General features: G+C 71.3%; 16 protein-coding genes. 9 read left to right on the top strand and 7 right to left on the bottom strand.

What is annotated here, in order from left to right; genetic code table 11:
- Positions 1-18: 18 nt before the first annotated feature.
- Positions 19-1221 (bottom strand): sensor histidine kinase, encoded by a 1203-nt coding sequence (locus ACWDZ7_RS19425; RefSeq protein WP_451798382.1) that lies wholly within the window; start codon positions 1219-1221, stop codon positions 19-21.
- Between the two features lie 106 nt (positions 1222-1327).
- Between ACWDZ7_RS19425 and ACWDZ7_RS19420 the strand changes: the two genes are divergently transcribed.
- Positions 1328-2362 (top strand): SAM-dependent methyltransferase, encoded by a 1035-nt coding sequence (locus ACWDZ7_RS19420; RefSeq protein ID WP_451798381.1) that lies wholly within the window; start codon positions 1328-1330, stop codon positions 2360-2362.
- Here ACWDZ7_RS19420 and ACWDZ7_RS19415 read toward each other — a convergent pair.
- Positions 2327-3490 carry an NADH-quinone oxidoreductase subunit D gene (locus ACWDZ7_RS19415; RefSeq protein WP_451798379.1) on the bottom strand — a complete coding sequence of 388 codons (1164 nt, stop codon included), beginning with the start codon at positions 3488-3490 and terminating at the stop codon, positions 2327-2329. The two genes, ACWDZ7_RS19420 and ACWDZ7_RS19415, sit on opposite strands and share 36 nt — an antisense overlap.
- 90 nt (positions 3491-3580) lie before the next feature.
- Here ACWDZ7_RS19415 and ACWDZ7_RS19410 point away from each other — a divergent pair, with 90 nt between their 5' ends.
- Both ACWDZ7_RS19410 and ACWDZ7_RS19405 read left to right on the top strand, forming a co-directional pair.
- Positions 3581-4111 (top strand): PH domain-containing protein, encoded by a 531-nt coding sequence (locus tag ACWDZ7_RS19410; protein WP_451798377.1) that lies wholly within the window; start codon positions 3581-3583, stop codon positions 4109-4111.
- A gap of 14 nt (positions 4112-4125) precedes the next feature.
- Positions 4126-5460 (top strand): PH domain-containing protein, encoded by a 1335-nt coding sequence (locus ACWDZ7_RS19405; protein WP_451798376.1) that lies wholly within the window; start codon positions 4126-4128, stop codon positions 5458-5460.
- An 86-nt stretch (positions 5461-5546) separates the two neighbouring features.
- On the opposite strand, the gene ACWDZ7_RS19400 is transcribed toward ACWDZ7_RS19405, so the two are convergent.
- The 4 genes from ACWDZ7_RS19400 to ACWDZ7_RS19385 form a co-directional block, all read right to left on the bottom strand.
- The gene (locus ACWDZ7_RS19400) at positions 5547-6752 is read right to left on the bottom strand and encodes a hypothetical protein (RefSeq protein WP_451798375.1); all 1206 of its coding nucleotides are present in this window, start codon (positions 6750-6752) and stop codon (positions 5547-5549) included.
- Positions 6753-6909: 157 nt separating this feature from the next.
- The gene (locus tag ACWDZ7_RS19395) at positions 6910-7887 is read right to left on the bottom strand and encodes an ABC transporter substrate-binding protein (RefSeq protein WP_451798373.1); all 978 of its coding nucleotides are present in this window, start codon (positions 7885-7887) and stop codon (positions 6910-6912) included.
- Positions 7888-7930: 43 nt separating this feature from the next.
- Entirely contained in the window at positions 7931-8611 is a 681-nt protein-coding gene (locus ACWDZ7_RS19390; protein WP_451798371.1) for an ABC transporter permease, read from the bottom strand.
- Positions 8608-9336, bottom strand: a complete 729-nt coding sequence (locus ACWDZ7_RS19385) for an ABC transporter permease (RefSeq protein ID WP_451798370.1) — start codon at positions 9334-9336, stop codon at positions 8608-8610. The genes ACWDZ7_RS19390 and ACWDZ7_RS19385 overlap by 4 nt, the downstream gene beginning before the upstream one ends.
- A 159-nt stretch (positions 9337-9495) precedes the next feature.
- Between ACWDZ7_RS19385 and ACWDZ7_RS19380 the strand changes: the two genes are divergently transcribed.
- The gene (locus ACWDZ7_RS19380; RefSeq protein WP_451798369.1) at positions 9496-10653 is read left to right on the top strand and encodes an ABC transporter ATP-binding protein; all 1158 of its coding nucleotides are present in this window, start codon (positions 9496-9498) and stop codon (positions 10651-10653) included.
- Positions 10654-10680: 27 nt separating this feature from the next.
- Here the strand turns inward: ACWDZ7_RS19380 and ACWDZ7_RS19375 are convergent, their stop codons facing one another.
- Positions 10681-11802: an alpha/beta hydrolase gene (locus tag ACWDZ7_RS19375; RefSeq protein ID WP_451798367.1), complete on the bottom strand. Its 1122-nt coding sequence runs from the start codon at positions 11800-11802 to the stop codon at positions 10681-10683.
- Between the two features lie 318 nt (positions 11803-12120).
- Between ACWDZ7_RS19375 and ACWDZ7_RS19370 the strand changes: the two genes are divergently transcribed.
- From ACWDZ7_RS19370 to folK, 5 genes are all read left to right on the top strand, one after another.
- Complete coding sequence (locus tag ACWDZ7_RS19370) at positions 12121-13941, top strand: phosphatidylglycerol lysyltransferase domain-containing protein (protein WP_451798366.1); 1821 nt, start codon at positions 12121-12123, stop codon at positions 13939-13941.
- A gap of 30 nt (positions 13942-13971) precedes the next feature.
- Positions 13972-14844 carry a dihydropteroate synthase gene (gene folP / locus ACWDZ7_RS19365; RefSeq protein WP_451798364.1) on the top strand — a complete coding sequence of 291 codons (873 nt, stop codon included), beginning with the start codon at positions 13972-13974 and terminating at the stop codon, positions 14842-14844.
- Positions 14841-15356, top strand: a complete 516-nt coding sequence (locus tag ACWDZ7_RS19360; RefSeq protein ID WP_451798362.1) for a nuclear transport factor 2 family protein — start codon at positions 14841-14843, stop codon at positions 15354-15356. The genes folP and ACWDZ7_RS19360 overlap by 4 nt, the downstream gene beginning before the upstream one ends.
- Positions 15357-15499: 143 nt before the next feature.
- Positions 15500-15859, top strand: coding sequence for a dihydroneopterin aldolase (gene folB, locus ACWDZ7_RS19355; protein ID WP_125514260.1), 360 nt, complete (start codon positions 15500-15502; stop codon positions 15857-15859).
- The gene (folK, locus tag ACWDZ7_RS19350; protein WP_451798360.1) at positions 15856-16467 is read left to right on the top strand and encodes a 2-amino-4-hydroxy-6-hydroxymethyldihydropteridine diphosphokinase; all 612 of its coding nucleotides are present in this window, start codon (positions 15856-15858) and stop codon (positions 16465-16467) included. The genes folB and folK overlap by 4 nt, the downstream gene beginning before the upstream one ends.
- Positions 16468-16477 lie beyond the last annotated feature (10 nt).

Raw genomic sequence — 16477 nt, 5'->3', positions numbered from 1 at the left:
GGACATGCATGATCGAGTTCAGTGTGCCGGTTTGAGCGGCAGCAGCGCACTGATCCGGAAGCCGCCGCCGGGGCGCGGCCCCGCGTCCAGGGTGCCGCCGACCATGCCGACGCGCTCGCGCATGCCGATCAGGCCGTGCCCGCGGCCGTCGGCGCCGCCGTCCTCGTACAGCTCGTGCGGGGCGCCCTTGCCGTCGTCCTCGACGAGCAGCCCCAGGCCGTCGTCGAAGTAGACCAGGCGCACGCTCGCCCCGGCGTTCTCGCCGCCGTGCTTGCGCGTGTTCGTGAGCGCCTCCTGCACGATGCGGTACGCGGTGAGCTCCACGCCGCTGGGCAGGGGGCGCGGGGTGCCCTCGACCTTGTAGTCGACGGGCAGGCCCGACGTGCGCACCTGTTCGATCAGCTCGTCGAGCTGCTCGACGTCGGGCTGCGGGACGTACTCGGAGCCCTCCTCGGGCTCCCCGGTGCGCAGCACGCCGAGCAGGCGGCGCATCTCGGCGAGGGCCTGGCGGCCGGTGCCCGAGATGGTCTCCAGGGCCTTCTTGGCCTGGTCGGGCGCGGCGTCCAGGACGTACGCGGCGCCGTCGGCCTGGACCACCATCACGGAGACGTTGTGCGCGACGACGTCGTGCAGCTCCCGCGCGATGCGGGCCCGCTCGGCCGCCACCGCGACCTTCGACTGTGCCTCGCGCTCCTTCTCCAGACGGTCGGCGCGCTCCTCCAGCTGGGCCAGATAGGCGCGGCGGGTGCGGATGGAGTCGCCGAGGACCCAGGCGAGCGCGAAGGGGACGATCTGGAAGATCGTGAAGAAGACGCTGCCGACGACGGAGACGTTCTCCGCGGGCCAGCGCATCGTCGAGAGCGGAGCCGCGCACAAGCCTCCCACCAGCGCGAACCGTGAGGCCCACTTCGCCCCGTCGGCCGCCGCGGTGTAGATGATCACCAGCATGGCGAAGTTGGCCGGCATCGTCTCCACGTCGACGACGAGCTGGCAGACGCCGATGACCGCGGCCAGGACCAGCATCTGCTCGGTCGCCTTCCGCCGCAGCGCGACCACCAGGCAGAGCCCGATGACGGCCGGGACCGCCAGCAGGGTCGGATCGTGGCCGTTCACGTCGGACATGGACACCAGACCGAGCCCGGAGATCCCGAGGAGGACGAAGGCCCAGAAGCCGTCGACCCATGTCGGGTGTCTGCGGAGGAAGTCATAGAGGCGCTGCACGTAACCCAGCGTAGGCAGCCCCGCGGCGCCCCGGGGTCAACCGGAGGTGCGATCCGTATCGAGCGCGTGTACTCCCCAAGGTGGAGGCCCACTTAGCCTGCGGGCTGTGACGAACGACAAGGATGAGCGCGGGACCGGCGCGGCGCGCGGCTGGCGCGAGGCGGCGGAGGCCGCCCTGTACGGCCCTGATGGCTTCTACCGCCGCCCCGAGGGCCCCGCCGGACACTTCCGCACCTCCGTGCACGCCTCGCCCCTCTACGCGGCCGCGGTGGCCCGCCTCCTGTGCCGTGTGGACGACGTGCTCGACCACCCGGAAGAGCTGGCCTTCGTGGACATGGGCGCGGGCCGTGGCGAACTGACGGTGGGCGTCCTCGCCGCGCTCCCCGCCGACGTGGCGGCACGCGTGCGTGCGTACGCGGTGGAGCGCGCCGAGCGCCCTGCGGGCCTCGACCCGCGCATCACGTGGCGGGCCGCACCGCCCGCCGCCGTGACGGGCCTGCTCTTCGCCAACGAGTGGCTGGACAACGTCCCTGTGGACATCGCCGAAGTGGCCACCGACGGAACAGCGCGTCGCGTGCTCGTACGCGACGACGGCACCGAATCATTGGGCGGCCCCGTCGAAGGACCGGACGCCACGTGGCTGGAGCGCTGGTGGCCGCTGGAGGCCGACCCCGGACTGCGGGCCGAGATCGGCCGTCCCCGGGACGAGGCGTGGGCGGCGGCCGTGGCGACGCTGACGCGCGGCCTCGCGGTCGCCGTCGACTACGCGCACGACCGGCGGAGCCGCCCGCCCTTCGGGACGCTCACGGGCTTCAGGGCGGGCCGCGAGACGGCTCCCGTGCCGGACGGCAGCTGTGACATCACCGCACATGTGGCGCTGGACGCCTGCGCGCTGCAAGGGGCCGCGCTGCTCACCCAGCGGGCGGCGCTCGGCGCGCTCGGGGTCAGCGGCGCCCGCCCGCCGCTGACCCTGGCCTCCCAGGACCCGGCGGCTTACGTACGCGCCCTCACGCGCGCGGGACAGGCCGCCGAGCTGACGGCGCCCGGCGGGCTCGGGGACTTCGGCTGGCTGCTCCAGCCCGTCGGCGTCCCTCGGACCACCGAGCTACTTGTCGATGTCGCCGACCACGAAGAAGAGTGACCCGAGGATCGCCACCATGTCCGCGACGAGCTGCCCCGGGAGCAGCTCGGCCAGCGCCTGGATGTTGTTGTACGAGGCGGAGCGCAGCTTCAGGCGGTACGGGGTCTTCTCGCCCTTGGAGACCAGGTAGTAGCCGTTGATGCCGAGGGGGTTCTCGGTCCACGCGTACGTGTGGCCCTCGGGGGCCTTGAGGACCTTCGGGAGGCGTTGGTTGATCGGTCCCTGCGGGAGTTCGGCGAACCGGTCCAGGCAGGCGTCGGCGAGGTCGAGGGCGTTGTGGGTCTGCTCCAGGAGGCACTCGAAGCGGGCCAGGCAGTCACCTTCCTGGCGGGTGACGACCTTCAGGGTGTCCTGGAGCTCGGCGTACGCGAGGTAGGGCTCGTCGCGGCGCAGGTCGAAGTCGACCCCGGAGGCGCGGGCGATGGGACCGCTCACTCCGTAGGCGTGCACCGCCTCGGGCGAGAGCACACCGACGCCGCGTGTGCGGCCCCGGAAGATCTCGTTGCCGAGCACCAGACGGTCGTACACGTCCATGCGCGATCGGACCGACGCGACGGCCGCCCGCGCGCGGGAGGTCCATCCGGCGGGCAGGTCCTCCTTGAGGCCGCCCACGCGGTTGAACATGTAGTGCATGCGGCCGCCGGAGATCTCCTCCATCACGTTCTGGATCTCCTCGCGCTCGCGGAACGCGTGGAACACCGGGGTGATGCCGCCCAGTTCGAGGGGGTACGACCCCAGGAACATCAGGTGGTTCAGCACGCGGTTCAGCTCGGCGAGCAGGGTGCGCGTCCACACCGCGCGCTCGGGGACCTCCATGCCGAGCATCCGCTCGACCGCCAGCACCACACCGAGTTCGTTCGAGAACGCCGACAGCCAGTCGTGGCGGTTGGCCAGCATCACGATCTGCCGGTAGTCACGCGCCTCGAAGAGCTTCTCCGCGCCGCGGTGCATATAGCCGATGACCGGCTCCGCGTGCTGGATGCGCTCGCCGTCCAGGACGAGGCGCAGGCGGAGCACGCCGTGCGTGGACGGGTGCTGGGGGCCGATGTTGAGCACCATGTCGGTGCTCTCGGCCGCGCCGCCGATGCCGAGCGTGGTCTGCGTGGTGGTCTCCGTCGTGGGACTCATGCGGACAGTGTCTCGTACGCGCTCGCTCGCGTACGCGGCTGTCGCTGTCGGGCGTACGCGGTTGTCGGAGGTCGTACGTACGCTGGGGGCATGGAAACGGGGACGGGGACGGCAGGGACCGCGGGGTCGGCGGGGGCACGGACGGAGTCGGTTTCGACGGAGCCGGTGTGGACGGGGCTGCCACGAGGCCTGCTGAAGATGCGGCGGCTGCTGCTGGTGGTCTGGCTGGTGCCGCTCGCGACGGCCGTCGGCGTGCTGCTCGGCCTGTTCGCGGGCCCGGCCTGGGCGGCCTTCGCACTGCTGCCGCTCGCCTTCGTGGCGTGGGGCTGGCCGATGCTGGGGCGCAACTGGCGCTCGTGGCGGTACGCCGAGCGCGACGACGACCTGCTCATCAGCCGAGGCGTGCTGTGGCGCGAGGAGACCGTCGTGCCGTACGGCCGGATGCAGCTCGTCGAGGTGACATCGGGCCCCGTGGAACGGCACTTCGGTCTGGCGAGCGTCCAACTGCACACGGCCGCGGCGGCCACCGACGCACGCGTCCCGGGCCTGCTCCCCGAAGAGGCCGAGCGACTGCGCGACCGCCTCACGGAACTCGGCCAGGCCCGATCGGCGGGGCTGTGAGCGGGGGCGGGGCTGTGGGCGACGTACAGGAGGCCATCACAGGCGAGTCCGGTCCCGTGGTGACCGAGCGGCGCCTGCATCCCGTGACGCCGCTGCGCCGCGCCTGGGCGCCGTTCGCCGTTCTGGTGGGCTGGGCCGTCCACGACCCGAACGGAACGCAACAGCGGCTGTCCGAGCTGACCGCGACCACCCTGCTTCTGGGCAGCGCCGCCGTGGTCCTCGGTGGCGCCGCATACGGCTTCCTGAGCTGGTGGTTCACCCACTTCGCGGTCACCGACACCGAACTGCGCATCCGCACCGGACTGTTCTTCCGGCGCACCGCCCACATCCGGCTCGACCGGATCCAGGCCGTCGACGTCACGCGGCCACTGCTCGCCCGCATCGCGGGGGTCGCCAAGCTGAAGCTGGACGTCGTCGGGGCGGAGAAGAAGGACGAGCTCGCCTACCTCGGCGAGCGCGACGCCGCCGGACTGCGGGCCGAACTCCTCGCGCGAGCGGCCGGTTTCGCCCCCTCGGAGGCACGGGAAGTCGGCGAGGCACCGGTCCGCGGCCTCCTGCACGTACAGCCGCGCATGCTGGCCCTCTCCCTGGTGCTGACCGGCGCCCCCTGGGCGATGCTCATCGCCGCGGTCGTCGTACCGACGTTCCTGTGGTTCGCCACGCACAACGTGTGGACGGTCCTCGCCACCGGTCTGCCCATGCTGGGCGGCGCGTTCGCGAGCAGCGGCGGGCGCTTCATCAAGGAGTACGACTGGACGGTCGGCGAGTCCCCGGACGGCCTGCGCATCGACCACGGACTGCTCGACAAGGCACACGAGACGGTGCCGCCGGGACGCGTGCAGACCGTGCACATCGTGCAGCCCCTGCTGTGGCGGCGGTACGGCTGGGTGCGGGTGGAGCTGGACGTGGCGGGCTCGTCCAACAGCGTGCTGGTGCCGGTGGCGCCGCGGGAGCACGCCGAGGCGGTGATCGGGCGGGTGCTGCCGGGAGCGCGCGTGCCGGAGCCCGCCGAGCTCTCCAGGCCTCCCGCGCGCGCGGCGTGGTGCGTGCCGTTCTGGTGGAAGGGCTACGGCCTCGCGGTCACCGACACGGTGTTCGCGGCGCGGCACGGCCTGCTCAAGCGCCGCGTCTCACTGGTGCCGCACGCCAAGGTGCAGAGCGTGCGGCTCTCGCAGGGGCCGTGGGAGCGGTACAAGGGCGTGGCGGACGTACGGGTGGACACGGGCGCCAACAAGACCGTGACGGCCCGGCTGCGCCCCTCCGCAGAGGCGGCCGAACTCCTCCAGTCCCAGGCGGACCGCTCCCGCACGGGCCGCAAAGAGGCGCGCCCGGACCGCTGGATGGCGTGACCCGTTGAGACGCGGGGCGGGGCCGGGCCGGGCTCGCCGGGAGCCGGGCCCCGCCGGGAGCACGGACAGCCGCGCCCCGCTCCGCCTCAGGCCCGCAGGGCCGTCCGCAGCCCCGCCACGTCGATCTGCTCGGTCTCGTCATGCGCCGTCAGGTCGATGACCTGGCCCACGCCCCGCGCCGCGTCCCTCTCGGGCGCGTCCTTGAACTCGGCCTCGGCCTCCGCCTTGTGGACGGCGAGGGCCTCCTCGCCCACCACGTCGGCGAGGTCCTCGTTCTGCACGGACTCCAGTGCGGCGGGGGCCGCACTCTTCGTACCGAAGAAGTCGAAGTCGCCCTGGGGCGCCACGCGTCGCGCCTGTACGGGCGGCGCGACGGCGACCGCGCGCTCGTGCCCGCCGAATCCGTCGGCCGCCCCGGCCTTCCCCCGCGACTCGTCCTCCGCCTCGGGCCGCGCCTCCGGCGCCGCCTCCGGGGCCAGGCGGTCGAGCGCCGCGTTGGCCCGCAGGTAGAGCGACGGCGTCGGGCTCGCGCCCGGCCGCGTGGACTGCCCGGACGGCTTGGCAGAACCCGAAGCAGAACCCGAAGCAGGATCCGAAGCACGGCCAGGACCCGAAGCGGGACCAGAACCCGCAGCGGGACCGGAAGCAGGACCAGAACCCGCAGCCGCACCCTCCGTACGCGACGCCGGTACCGACGCCGATGCCGGTACCGACGCCTGCACCGGCGCCCCCGCCCGCACCGCAGGAACCAGATCCGAGGCCCCCGAGCCGGACGCCGCCGCGCCAGACCCCGCGTCAGCCCCCTCACCGGACGCCGACAGCTCCCGCACCGACGCAGTCGTCTCGATGGCGAGCAGCCGCCGCCCCTCAAGGGCGCTGGCCCGCTCGGTCTCCGCGGTGGCGTACCGCCGCAGCAGCGCCGCGTGTTCGTTGCGCAGCGCGGCCAGCTCGGCGCGCTTGGCGCGCAGCTTGGTCTCCAGCTTGCCCCGCAGCTCGCGGGACTCCTCGAGGTCGGACTCGGCCTCCGCTATCCGCTCCTCGTGACGCCACTCGTCGCTCGCTCGCGCGCGCGTGAGTTCGGCGACGCGTCGGCCGGCCGCCGTGTCCCAGCGGCGCATGACGACCGAGCCCACGACGGCAGCGGCGGCCGCGGCCGCGACGAGCCCGCGGAGCAGGACCGGTTCCGCGAACATCCAGGCGCCGCCGGCGCAGAGAACGGAGACGCCTGCGACCGTCGAGGGAGGAAGCAGCCTGTGCAGGGGTGGGGAATGGCGGTGACGTCCACGTGGCATGGCCAGAAACTTACCGCGCGTAGACGAAGTCTGGTGCTCGCCCCGCCAAAAAGCAGGTGCCGCGACCGTAACTCGCCACAACTTCCCGCCTCACCCTTCGCTTTGCTTCAGCGGTCAACTTCCGCTTCTGCCCTCGAAACGCCTGACGGCTTCTTGATCAACTTCCGATCAGGCCCTTCGACTCCAGATACTCCTTCGCGACATCGGCTTCCTTCTGACGCTCCTCGTCGACCTTCCGGTTGAGTTCGATGAGGTCCTCCGTCGTGAGTGTCTTGGTCAGCTTCGCGAGGGTGGCGGCTATCTCCTTGTCGCCCGCTTCCTCGGCGTTGACCACAGGGAGGATGTTGTCCGCGTTCTGCAGCTTCTTGTCGTCCTCCAGGATCACGAGGTCATAGTTCTTCAGCGTCGCGTCGGTCGTCGTGGTCAGCACCAGCTGGTCCGTGCCGTTCTTGACGGCCTGCTTGGACTGCGTGGTGCCGACGCCCTTGGGGTCGATTCCGGCGACGTCGATCCCGTACTTCTTCTTCAGACCGGGCGCGCAGAACGGCCGGGACTCGCATTCGTCACCCGCCGCGATCCTGACCTTCTCGCCCGACCGGCCGAGATCCGAGAGCGTCTTCAGCTTGTGCTTCTCGGCGTATTCCTTGGAGACCGCGAACGCGTTCTGGTCGACCGCCTCGCCCGCGGGGAGCGCCTTCAGGCCCTGCGGCTTCGCGAGCTTCTCCAGGGCGCTCACCGTGGCGTCGAGATCGCTGGAGGCGACGGCTTCGGCCTTCGGGCCGTTCTTCTCCAGGTTGAGGAATTCCGCGAGCGTCGCGGCGTATTCGGGCGCGATGTCGATCGAGCCGTTCTTCAGTTCGGGCTTGTAGATCTCGCGGTTCTGCACGGTCTTGACCTGCGCGTCATATCCCGCTTCCTCAAGAACGCCCACGTAGAGCTCGGCGAGGACCTTCTGCTCGGTGAACCGCGCCGAACCCACCACGAGTGAGCCCTTCTTGTCACCGCCCACCTTGTCCGACCCCTTGCCCTCGTCCTCCAGGCTGTCCCCGCCGCACGCGGCGAGCCCCGCGGTCAGCGCCACGACGGCCGCGGCCGCCCCTGCCATCCGTCGCGCGCGACGCGTTGTGCTCTTCATCGGTGAACCACCATTTCGAAAGGGAAGGGAGAGAGGACAGGGCTCATCGGGCCGCGCCGCCCGACCGCCGCATCGGATCGAAGACGCGCCCCGCCACCACCAGGACCCCCTCCACAAGGAGCGCGAGCAGCGCCACCAAGAAGGCGCCCGCGACCACTTGCGGCGTGTTCTGGAGATTGAACCCGGCGGTGATGATCCGGCCGAGCCCGCCCTCACCCGTCATCGCGGCAAGCGTGGCCGTCGCGACGACCTGCACCCCGGCGGACCGGACACCGGTCATGACCAGCGGATACGCGAGCGGCAGCTCGACCCGTACGAACAGTTGGCCGCCGCTCATGCCCATCCCGCGCGCGGCCTCCACCACCGCCCGGTCCACCTCGCGCATCCCGAGATAGGCGTTGGTCAGCAGCGGCGGCACGGCGAAGAGGACCAGCGCGATCAGCGTCGGGGCGTCGCCGTGCTCGCCCAGCGGGGTGAGCGTGAGCAGGATCAGCAGAGCAAGCGTGGGAACCGCGCGCCCGACGTTGGAGATGTTGACCGCGAGCGCGCCGCCCTTGCCGATGTGGCCGAGGTAGAGCGCGAGGGGCAGCGCGATCAGACAGGCGACGGCGAGGCAGACCCCGCTGAAGTACAGATGCTCGGCGAGGCGGTGCCACACCCCCTTCTCCCCCTGCCAGTTGGCGCCCGTGGTCAGCCAGTCGTACGCACCCGTGATCGCGTTCACGCGGGTTCAGCCACCTTGGCCACGGCCGCCTTGCGCGCGGCACGGCTCGTCCGTATTCGGTGGACCCTCGTCCAGGGCGTAAGCCACCGCTGGAGGCCGAGCAGCAGCAGGTCGGCGACGACGGCGAGGACTACGCAGAGCACGGACGCCGTGAGCACCTGGGCCTTGAAGGTCGTGTCGAGGCCGTCGAGGATCAGTGTGCCGAGGCCGCCGTAGTCCACGATGGCACCGACCGTCGTGAGCGCGACTGTGGATACCGTGGTGATGCGGACGCCGGCCAGCAACGCGGGCAGCGCGAGCGGCAGTTCCACCTCCCACAGCAGCCTCAGCGGCCCGTACCCCATCCCCTTGGCGGCGTCCCGCGCCTCTTCGGGGACGGCTTGGAGCCCGGCCAGGATGTTCCGCACGAGGACCGTGAGGGAGTACAGCACCAGGCCCGTGACGACCAGCGAGACCGAGAGTCCGAAGAACGGCAGGAGCAGCGAGAACATCGCGAGCGAGGGGACCGAGTACAGCACGGTCGTCACCCCGAGGATCGGCCCCGAGAGGAAGCGCCACCGCCGCGCGAGAAGCGCCAGCGGCAGGGACACGGCGAGGCCGATGGTCACCGAGGCGAGCGTGATCCCGATGTGCTGAAGGGTGGCGTCGGTCAGCTCCTGGCTGCGGGTGCGGAGATACTCCCCGCAGATCCAGTCGTTCGTCACCAGACAGTTCCGCTCGGCCACGCGCCCGCACCTCCCCCGAATCCCCGGACGTATGCCGCACACACGTCCCCCCGTGTCTGGCGACCCTAACGCGCGGCACTGACAATCGCCGAGAGTCGTTGTACGGCCGCAACACGTCCGTCACGCACAGCCCGCCGCCGCCCGCCACAATGGGGAAACATGATCCGGTTCGAGCACGTCACCAAGCGCTACGCGGACGGCACCACGGCCGTCGACGATCTGTCCTTCGAGGTCGCCGAGGGTGAACTGGTCACGCTCGTCGGCCCGTCGGGCTGCGGCAAGACGACCACGATGAAGATGGTGAACCGGCTCATCGAGCCCAGCGAGGGCCGGATATTCGTCGACGGCGACGACATATCCGCCATCGACCCCGTGCAGTTGAGGCGCCGCATCGGCTACGTCATCCAGCAGGTCGGCCTCTTTCCGCACAAGACGGTCCTGGAGAACACGGCGACCGTCCCGCACCTGCTCGGCGTCAAGCGCGGGAAGGCCCGCGAGCGCGCGGCCGAACTCCTCGACCTGGTCGGCCTCGACCCCGCCGTCTTCGGTGGCCGCTACCCCGAGCAGCTCTCCGGCGGCCAGCGTCAGCGCGTCGGCGTGGCCCGCGCCCTGGCGGCCGATCCGCCGGTGCTCTTGATGGACGAGCCGTTCGGCGCGGTCGACCCCGTGGTGCGCGAGCACCTCCAGAACGAGTTCCTGCGCCTCCAGCAGTCCGTGCGCAAGACCGTGCTCTTCGTCACGCACGACATCGAGGAGGCGGTCCGCCTCGGCGACCGCATCGCCGTCTACGGCGAGGGCCGCATCGAGCAGTTCGACACCCCTTCGACGGTCCTCGGCGCGCCCGCGAACGCGTACGTGGCCGACTTCGTCGGCGCGGACCGCGGCCTGAAGCGGCTCTCGGTGACACCGATCGAGGAGGGCGACCTGGAACAGCCGCCCGTGGTGCACCTCGACGACACGCTGCCCAGGGAACTCGACGCCCGCTGGGCCGTCGTCCTGGACGGCGACAACAACCTGCACGGCTGGCTCTCCGCCGAGCACGCGCGCGTGGGCGGTGGCACGGTCCGCGAACACGCCCGCCGCATGGAGGCCTGGCTGCCCGTGGGCGCGAGCCTGAAGCAGGCGTTCGCGACGATGCTCCAGCACGACGCGGGCTGGATCGCGGTCATCGACAAGGACAGCGAGGGCCGCTTCCTGGGCGTGCTCACACCGGCCCGGCTGCACGAGGCGCTGCGCCGCTCGACGGCGGCGGACGCGCGGGACATCGCGCGGGCGGAGGTCGAGCTGGAGACGGTCGCGGCGACAAGCACCGGCTGAGCCGCCGCCATCGGCGGTGACCGGGGGTCAGTTGCCGTTCAGCCGCCCGCTCATCCACTGCAGTGTGGCGGGGATCTCCCTGCGCCACGTGTTGAAGTTGTGGCCGCCGCTTTCGAGCGTGATGGACGACACGCGCGTGGGCGCCTTCACCTTGTCGATGAACCTCAGGGTGTCCTGGTAGTTGTCCTCGCCTTTCTTGCTGCTGGTCACCAGGAGGGACGTCTTGGGCGCCGGCATGTGGTCGAGGTACCACATCAGGTCGGCTCGGCGCTCCAGCTCCTTGTCGCCGTGGAAGAGGTCACCGGTGGTGACGTCGATGGGCGCCTTGTAGTACGCCGAAAGGCCCGCCGCCGCGCCGTACTTGTCGGGGTGGTGCATGGCGAACTTCAGGGCGCAGTAGCCGCCCGTGGAGTCGCCGATGACGCCCCAGTTCTGCGCCTTGGTGCCCACCCTGTAGTGCTGCGAAAGCGCGCCGGGCAGGTCCTTGGCGAAGAACGTCTCGGTCTGCGGGCCGTCGGGGATGTCCACGCACTCCGTGTCGCGCGGCGGAGCCACGGTCGGCCGCATCATGACCAGGATCATCGGCTGCATCTTGCCTTCGCCGGCCAGCTTGTGGGCGGTCTGGGGATAGTGCAGCCCTTTGATGAGCGCCTCGGCGGTGCCGGGGTAGCCGGTGAGGACCACGGCCGCGGGGAACGTGCGGTTCTTGTACAGCGGCTGGAAGTACTCGGGCGGCAGGTAGACATAGGCGGGACTGCCTATTCTCGACTCCTTGCCACCGACCTCGATCTTCTGGATCTGGCCTCCGGTGGCGGGCCGGCCGCCACCGGGCACGTTCACGGTCTTGGTGTCGACGACCTTTACGGGCCCTGATCCTCCTTTGGCCGGATCGTGGTCCACCACGATCCCCGGGCTCGTCTCCTGGCCGAAGAGGTCGGCCCACGTGGCGTAGAAGCCGAAGGCCTGGTTGGCCGCGAGGCCCACCGCCGCGAAGACCGCGACCTGGGTGGCGAGCAGCAGCCCGACGCGGCCCGTGACGGCCTTCCATGTGCGGCGGGCGAGCCGTGGCCAGAGCCAGATGGTGCCGAAGAAGAGCAGTACGGCCAGCAAGACCGCAAGGGCGAGGACCTTGTTGCTCGTGAGACCCATGGGGTGTTCCTGCCTGCGCTTTCTACTGCCGTTGCTGCCCCGGGTTCGCCGTGGCGTCTCTTACCGATGCGCCGGGTGTGCCTCGGCGTCTACTACCATTGTCCCGGGCCTGTGCGGCGCGACCGGACCGGGCCGAGGCCCTGCCGGCACGTGCCGAAGGCCTTGCCCCAGCTTTTCAGCGGTTTCCGGTCGGGAATGAACCCGTTTCCCTGAAGGACCGTCCTAGAGGGCGCAATAGTGCCGGATGCCGTTTTGGTACCGGATTCAAGCTCTCTCGCAGAACTACGGGATGCGATGTCTGTCAGGATAGATGGGGAAATGTCGGGTGGGGTTCCGGGCGGTGACGACCGCCACCGCGACGGCCGCCTCCACCGGATACTGCGCGGCCCGCGCCCAGAGGCCGTGCCGACCCTCGTCGCCAGAGCCTGCATGCTCGTAGGTCTGCTGAATGTCGCGGCGGGTGTCTTCCCCCGCTTCCGGCACAGCCGCATGCACGCCATCGCCGAGGTCCTCCCCGGCGCGCTCGGGCCCTTCGCCGCCGCGCTGGCGCTCAGTTCCGGCATTCTGCTGCTCCTGCTCGCGCACGGTCTGCGGCGCCACAAGCGGCGGGCCTGGCGGGCCGCCGTGGTGCTGCTTCCCGCGGGCGCTGTGGCGCAGTTCACATTCCGCCACTCCGTGATCGGCATCCTGATCTCGCTGGCGCTGCTCGCGCTGCTGCTGCGTCATCGCAACGAGTTCACGGCCCTGCCCGACCCGCGCAGCCGCTGGCGCGCCCTGGCCAACTTCGTCCTGCTGGGTGCCGGATCGATCCTGCTGGGCCTGGTGATCGTCAGCGTCCACCCCGGCAGGGTCATCGGGGACCCCAGCATCACGGAGCGCCTGGAGCACGTCCTCTACGGACTCTTCGGCTTCGAGGGCCCGGTCGGCTACTACGGCAGCACGTCCTGGACCGTCGGCTTCTCCCTCGGCGCCCTCGGCATGCTCACCGCTCTCACCACCATCTACCTCGCCTTCCGCCCGGAGCACCCGGCCGCGCGCCTCACCGAGGACGACGAGACGAAGCTGCGCGCCCTGCTCGACAAGCACGGCGCCCGCGACTCGCTCGGCCACTTCGCGCTCCGCCGCGACAAGGCCGTCGTCTTCTCCCCCAGCGGCAAGGCCGCCGTCACCTACCGCGTCGTCTCCGGAGTGATGCTCGCCAGCGGCGACCCGATCGGCGACGTCGAGGCCTGGCCCGGCGCCATCGAGCGCTTCATGGACGAGGCGAAGGCCCACTCCTGGACGCCCGCCGTCATGGGCTGCTCCGAGACGGGCGGCGAGGTCTGGACCCGCGAGACCGGACTCGACGCCCTCGAACTGGGTGACGAGGCGGTGGTGGACGTCGCGGATTTCTCCCTGTCCGGGCGTGCGATGCGCAACGTACGTCAGATGGTCAAGCGGATCGAGCGCAATGGCTACGAGACGCGCGTACGGCGCATCCGTGACCTCGGCGAGCAGGAGCTCGCCAAGATCCAGCGCGCCGCCGACGACTGGCGCGGCACCGACACCGAACGCGGCTTCTCCATGGCGCTCGGCCGCATCGGCGACCCGAACGACGGCGACTGTCTGATCGCCACCGCCCACAAGGCGGACGAGGAGCCGGGCCCCTACGGCGACCTGAAGGCCGTCCTCCACTTCGTCCCGTGGGGCAAGGACGGCGTCTCCCTGGACCTCATGCGCCGCGACCGTTCGGCCGACCCCGGCATGAACGAACTGCTCATCGTGGCCGCGCTCCAGGCCGCCCCGAGGCTCGGCATCGCGCGCGTGTCCCTCAACTTCGCCATGTTCCGCGCGGCCCTCGCGCGTGGCGAGAAGATCGGCGCGGGCCCGGTCCTGCGCGCCTGGCGGGGCCTGCTCGTCTTCCTCTCCCGCTGGTTCCAGATCGAGTCCCTGTACAAGTTCAACGCGAAGTTCCGCCCCCGCTGGGAGCCCCGCTTCGTCGTCTACCGCTCCAGCAAGGACCTGCCCCGCATCGGCTTCGCCGCCATGCAGGCCGAGGGCTTCGTGACCCTCGCGCTGCCCCGCTACCTGCGCAGGGGCACCCCGCAGCGCCGCCCCTGCCCGCACCGGGCCGCCGAGCGCGAGGTCCAGGCGGCGTAATCGCTCGGCCCACGGGCCTAGGCTGGAGGCATGAGTACGTTGCGCGGGCGCGGATCGGTCCAGGGGCTGCCGGAGTGGGACCGCTGTGCGGTCATGGGCGTCGTGAACGTGACGCCCGACTCCTTCTCCGACGGCGGCCGCTGGTTCGACACCACGGCCGCCGTCAAGCACGGCGTCGACCTCGTCGCCCAGGGCGCCGACCTGGTCGACGTCGGCGGCGAGTCCACCCGCCCGGGCGCCACGCGCGTGGACGAGGACGAGGAGCTCAAGCGCGTCGTCCCCGTGGTGCGCGGCCTGACCTCCGAGGGCGTCACGGTCTCCGTGGACACCATGCGCGCCACCGTCGCCGAGCGGGCGCTCGCCGCGGGCGCCGTCCTCGTCAACGACGTCAGCGGCGGCCTCGCCGACCCGCGCATGGTCCCCGCGGTCGCCGCCGCCGGTGCCCCCTTCGTCGTGATGCACTGGCGGGGCTTCCTCACCGACATCCACGCCAAGCCCGTGTACGAGGACGTGGTCTCCGAAGTCGTCGCCGAGCTCCACGCGCGCGTGCGGGCCGCCATCGAGGGCGGCATCGCCCCCGAGCGCATCGTCGTCGACCCCGGCCTCGGCTTCTCCAAGGAGGCCGAGCACGACCTCGCGCTCCTGGCCCGCCTGGACCGGCTGCGCGAGCTGGGCCACCCGGTCCTGGTCGCCGCCTCCCGCAAGCGGTTCCTCGGCCGGGTCCTCGCGGGCCCCGAGGGCGCCCCGCCGCCGGCCCGCGAGCGCGACGGCGCCACCGCCGCCGTCTCGGCCATCGCCGCCCACCAGGGCGCCTGGGCGGTCCGCGTGCACGAGGTGCGGGCCACCGCGGACGCCGTGCGCGTCGCCCAGGCCGTGACGGACGCCGCGGACGGCCACCGGTGACCGGGGCCGCCCGTACCGACGTCGAGCAGGTCGAGCTCGCCAACACCGCCTTCTACGAAGCGCTGGAGCGCGGCGACTTCGACCAGGTCTCCCAGCTGTGGCTGGACTCCGGGGCCGACACCGCCACGGACGACGACAGCGCCGGCGAGAGCACCGACGACGGGGACGCGGTCTCCTGCGTCCACCCCGGCTGGCCGGTCCTCACCGGCCGCGGTGAGGTCCTCAGGTCGTACGCGCTGATCATGGCGAACACCGAGTACATCCAGTTCTTCCTGACCGACCTGAAGGTCGGCGTGGCCGGTGACACCGCGCTGGTGACGTGCACCGAGAACATCCTCAGCGGCGGCCCTCCCCCGGAGGGCGGCGGCGAGCTCGGCCCGCTCGTGGGCCAGCTCGTGGTGGCCACCAATGTGTTCCGCCGCACACCCGACGGCTGGAAACTGTGGTCGCACCACGCGTCGCCCGTCCTGGCCGAAACCGACGACGACGAGAGCGACGAGACCCCTTCCTAGTGGGTAGGGGCAAGCGTGTGGCCGTTCCCACGGGCCCCGCGGGCGAGCACTGTCAGTGCTCGCAGGTAGATTCGATCGAGGCTGGTGTGCCGACCGCACTCGGCGCAGGCCTGCCGATACCGACGATTGCAGGAGTGATTCGCGTGGATCGTGTCGCGCTGCGCGGCCTCAAGGCCCGCGGGCACCACGGTGTCTATCCGCGGGAGCGCGAAGAGGGCCAGACCTTCATCGTGGACCTGGTTCTCGGCCTGGACACGCGAGCGGCCGCGGCCGACGACGACCTGGCGAAGACCGTGCACTACGGCATCGTGGCCGAGGAGGTCGTGGCCGCCGTCGAGGGCGAGCCGGTCGATCTCATCGAGACCCTCGCCGAGCGCATCGCCCAGACGTGTCTGAAGCACGAAGGAGTCCTGGAGGTCGAGGTGTGCGTGCACAAGCCTGACGCCCCGATCACCGTGCCCTTCGACGATGTGACCGTCACCATCACCCGGAGCCGAGTATGACTGCGCCCTTCAAAGCGGGTCAGAGCGACCCGACCGTCCAGCCGGTGCCGAACTCCGTGGTCGAGCAGGTGGACGCCGCGGACACCACTCTGTCCAACCCCAAGCGTGCCGTGATCTCCCTCGGCAGCAACCTCGGCAACCGCCTGGAGACCCTCCAGGGCGCCATCGACGCCCTGGAGGACACGCCCGGCCTGAGGGTCAAGGCGGTCTCACCGGTGTACGAGACGGAGCCGTGGGGCGTCGACCCCGGCACCCAGCCCTCGTACTTCAACGCCGTCGTCGTGGTGAAGACGACCCTGCCGCCCTCCTCGCTCCTGGAGCGCGCCCACGCCGTCGAGGAGGCCTTCCACCGCGTCCGCGACGAGCGCTGGGGCCCGCGCACGATCGACGTGGACATCGTGACGTACGCCGACGTGGTCTCCGACGACCCGGCGCTCACGCTGCCCCACCCGCGCGCGCACGAACGCGCCTTCGTCCTCGCCCCCTGGCACGACGTCGAGCCCGAGGCCCAGCTGGCCGGCCACGGCCCCGTGGCCAAGCTGCTCGCCGACATCACCGACGACGGCGTCGCGGCACGCGCCGACCTGGAACTCCGGCTGCCCGAGTAGTCGTTAGGGT

This window comes from Streptomyces sp. NPDC003032 (assembly GCF_053591415.1).
Note: the sequence above shows the minus strand (reverse complement) of the source record. Positions and strands in the feature narration are given on the sequence as shown.

Coding starts and splice junctions, on each gene's coding strand:
- ACWDZ7_RS19415 (WP_451798379.1), bottom strand. CDS start 3,490: ATGAGTCCCACGACGGAGACCACCACGCAGACCACGCTCGGCATCGGC.
- ACWDZ7_RS19410 (WP_451798377.1), top strand. CDS start 3,581: ATGGAAACGGGGACGGGGACGGCAGGGACCGCGGGGTCGGCGGGGGCA.
- ACWDZ7_RS19400 (WP_451798375.1), bottom strand. CDS start 6,752: ATGCCACGTGGACGTCACCGCCATTCCCCACCCCTGCACAGGCTGCTT.
- ACWDZ7_RS19395 (WP_451798373.1), bottom strand. CDS start 7,887: ATGAAGAGCACAACGCGTCGCGCGCGACGGATGGCAGGGGCGGCCGCG.
- ACWDZ7_RS19380 (WP_451798369.1), top strand. CDS start 9,496: ATGATCCGGTTCGAGCACGTCACCAAGCGCTACGCGGACGGCACCACG.
- ACWDZ7_RS19375 (WP_451798367.1), bottom strand. CDS start 11,802: ATGGGTCTCACGAGCAACAAGGTCCTCGCCCTTGCGGTCTTGCTGGCC.
- ACWDZ7_RS19370 (WP_451798366.1), top strand. CDS start 12,121: ATGTCGGGTGGGGTTCCGGGCGGTGACGACCGCCACCGCGACGGCCGC.
- folP (WP_451798364.1), top strand. CDS start 13,972: ATGAGTACGTTGCGCGGGCGCGGATCGGTCCAGGGGCTGCCGGAGTGG.
- folK (WP_451798360.1), top strand. CDS start 15,856: ATGACTGCGCCCTTCAAAGCGGGTCAGAGCGACCCGACCGTCCAGCCG.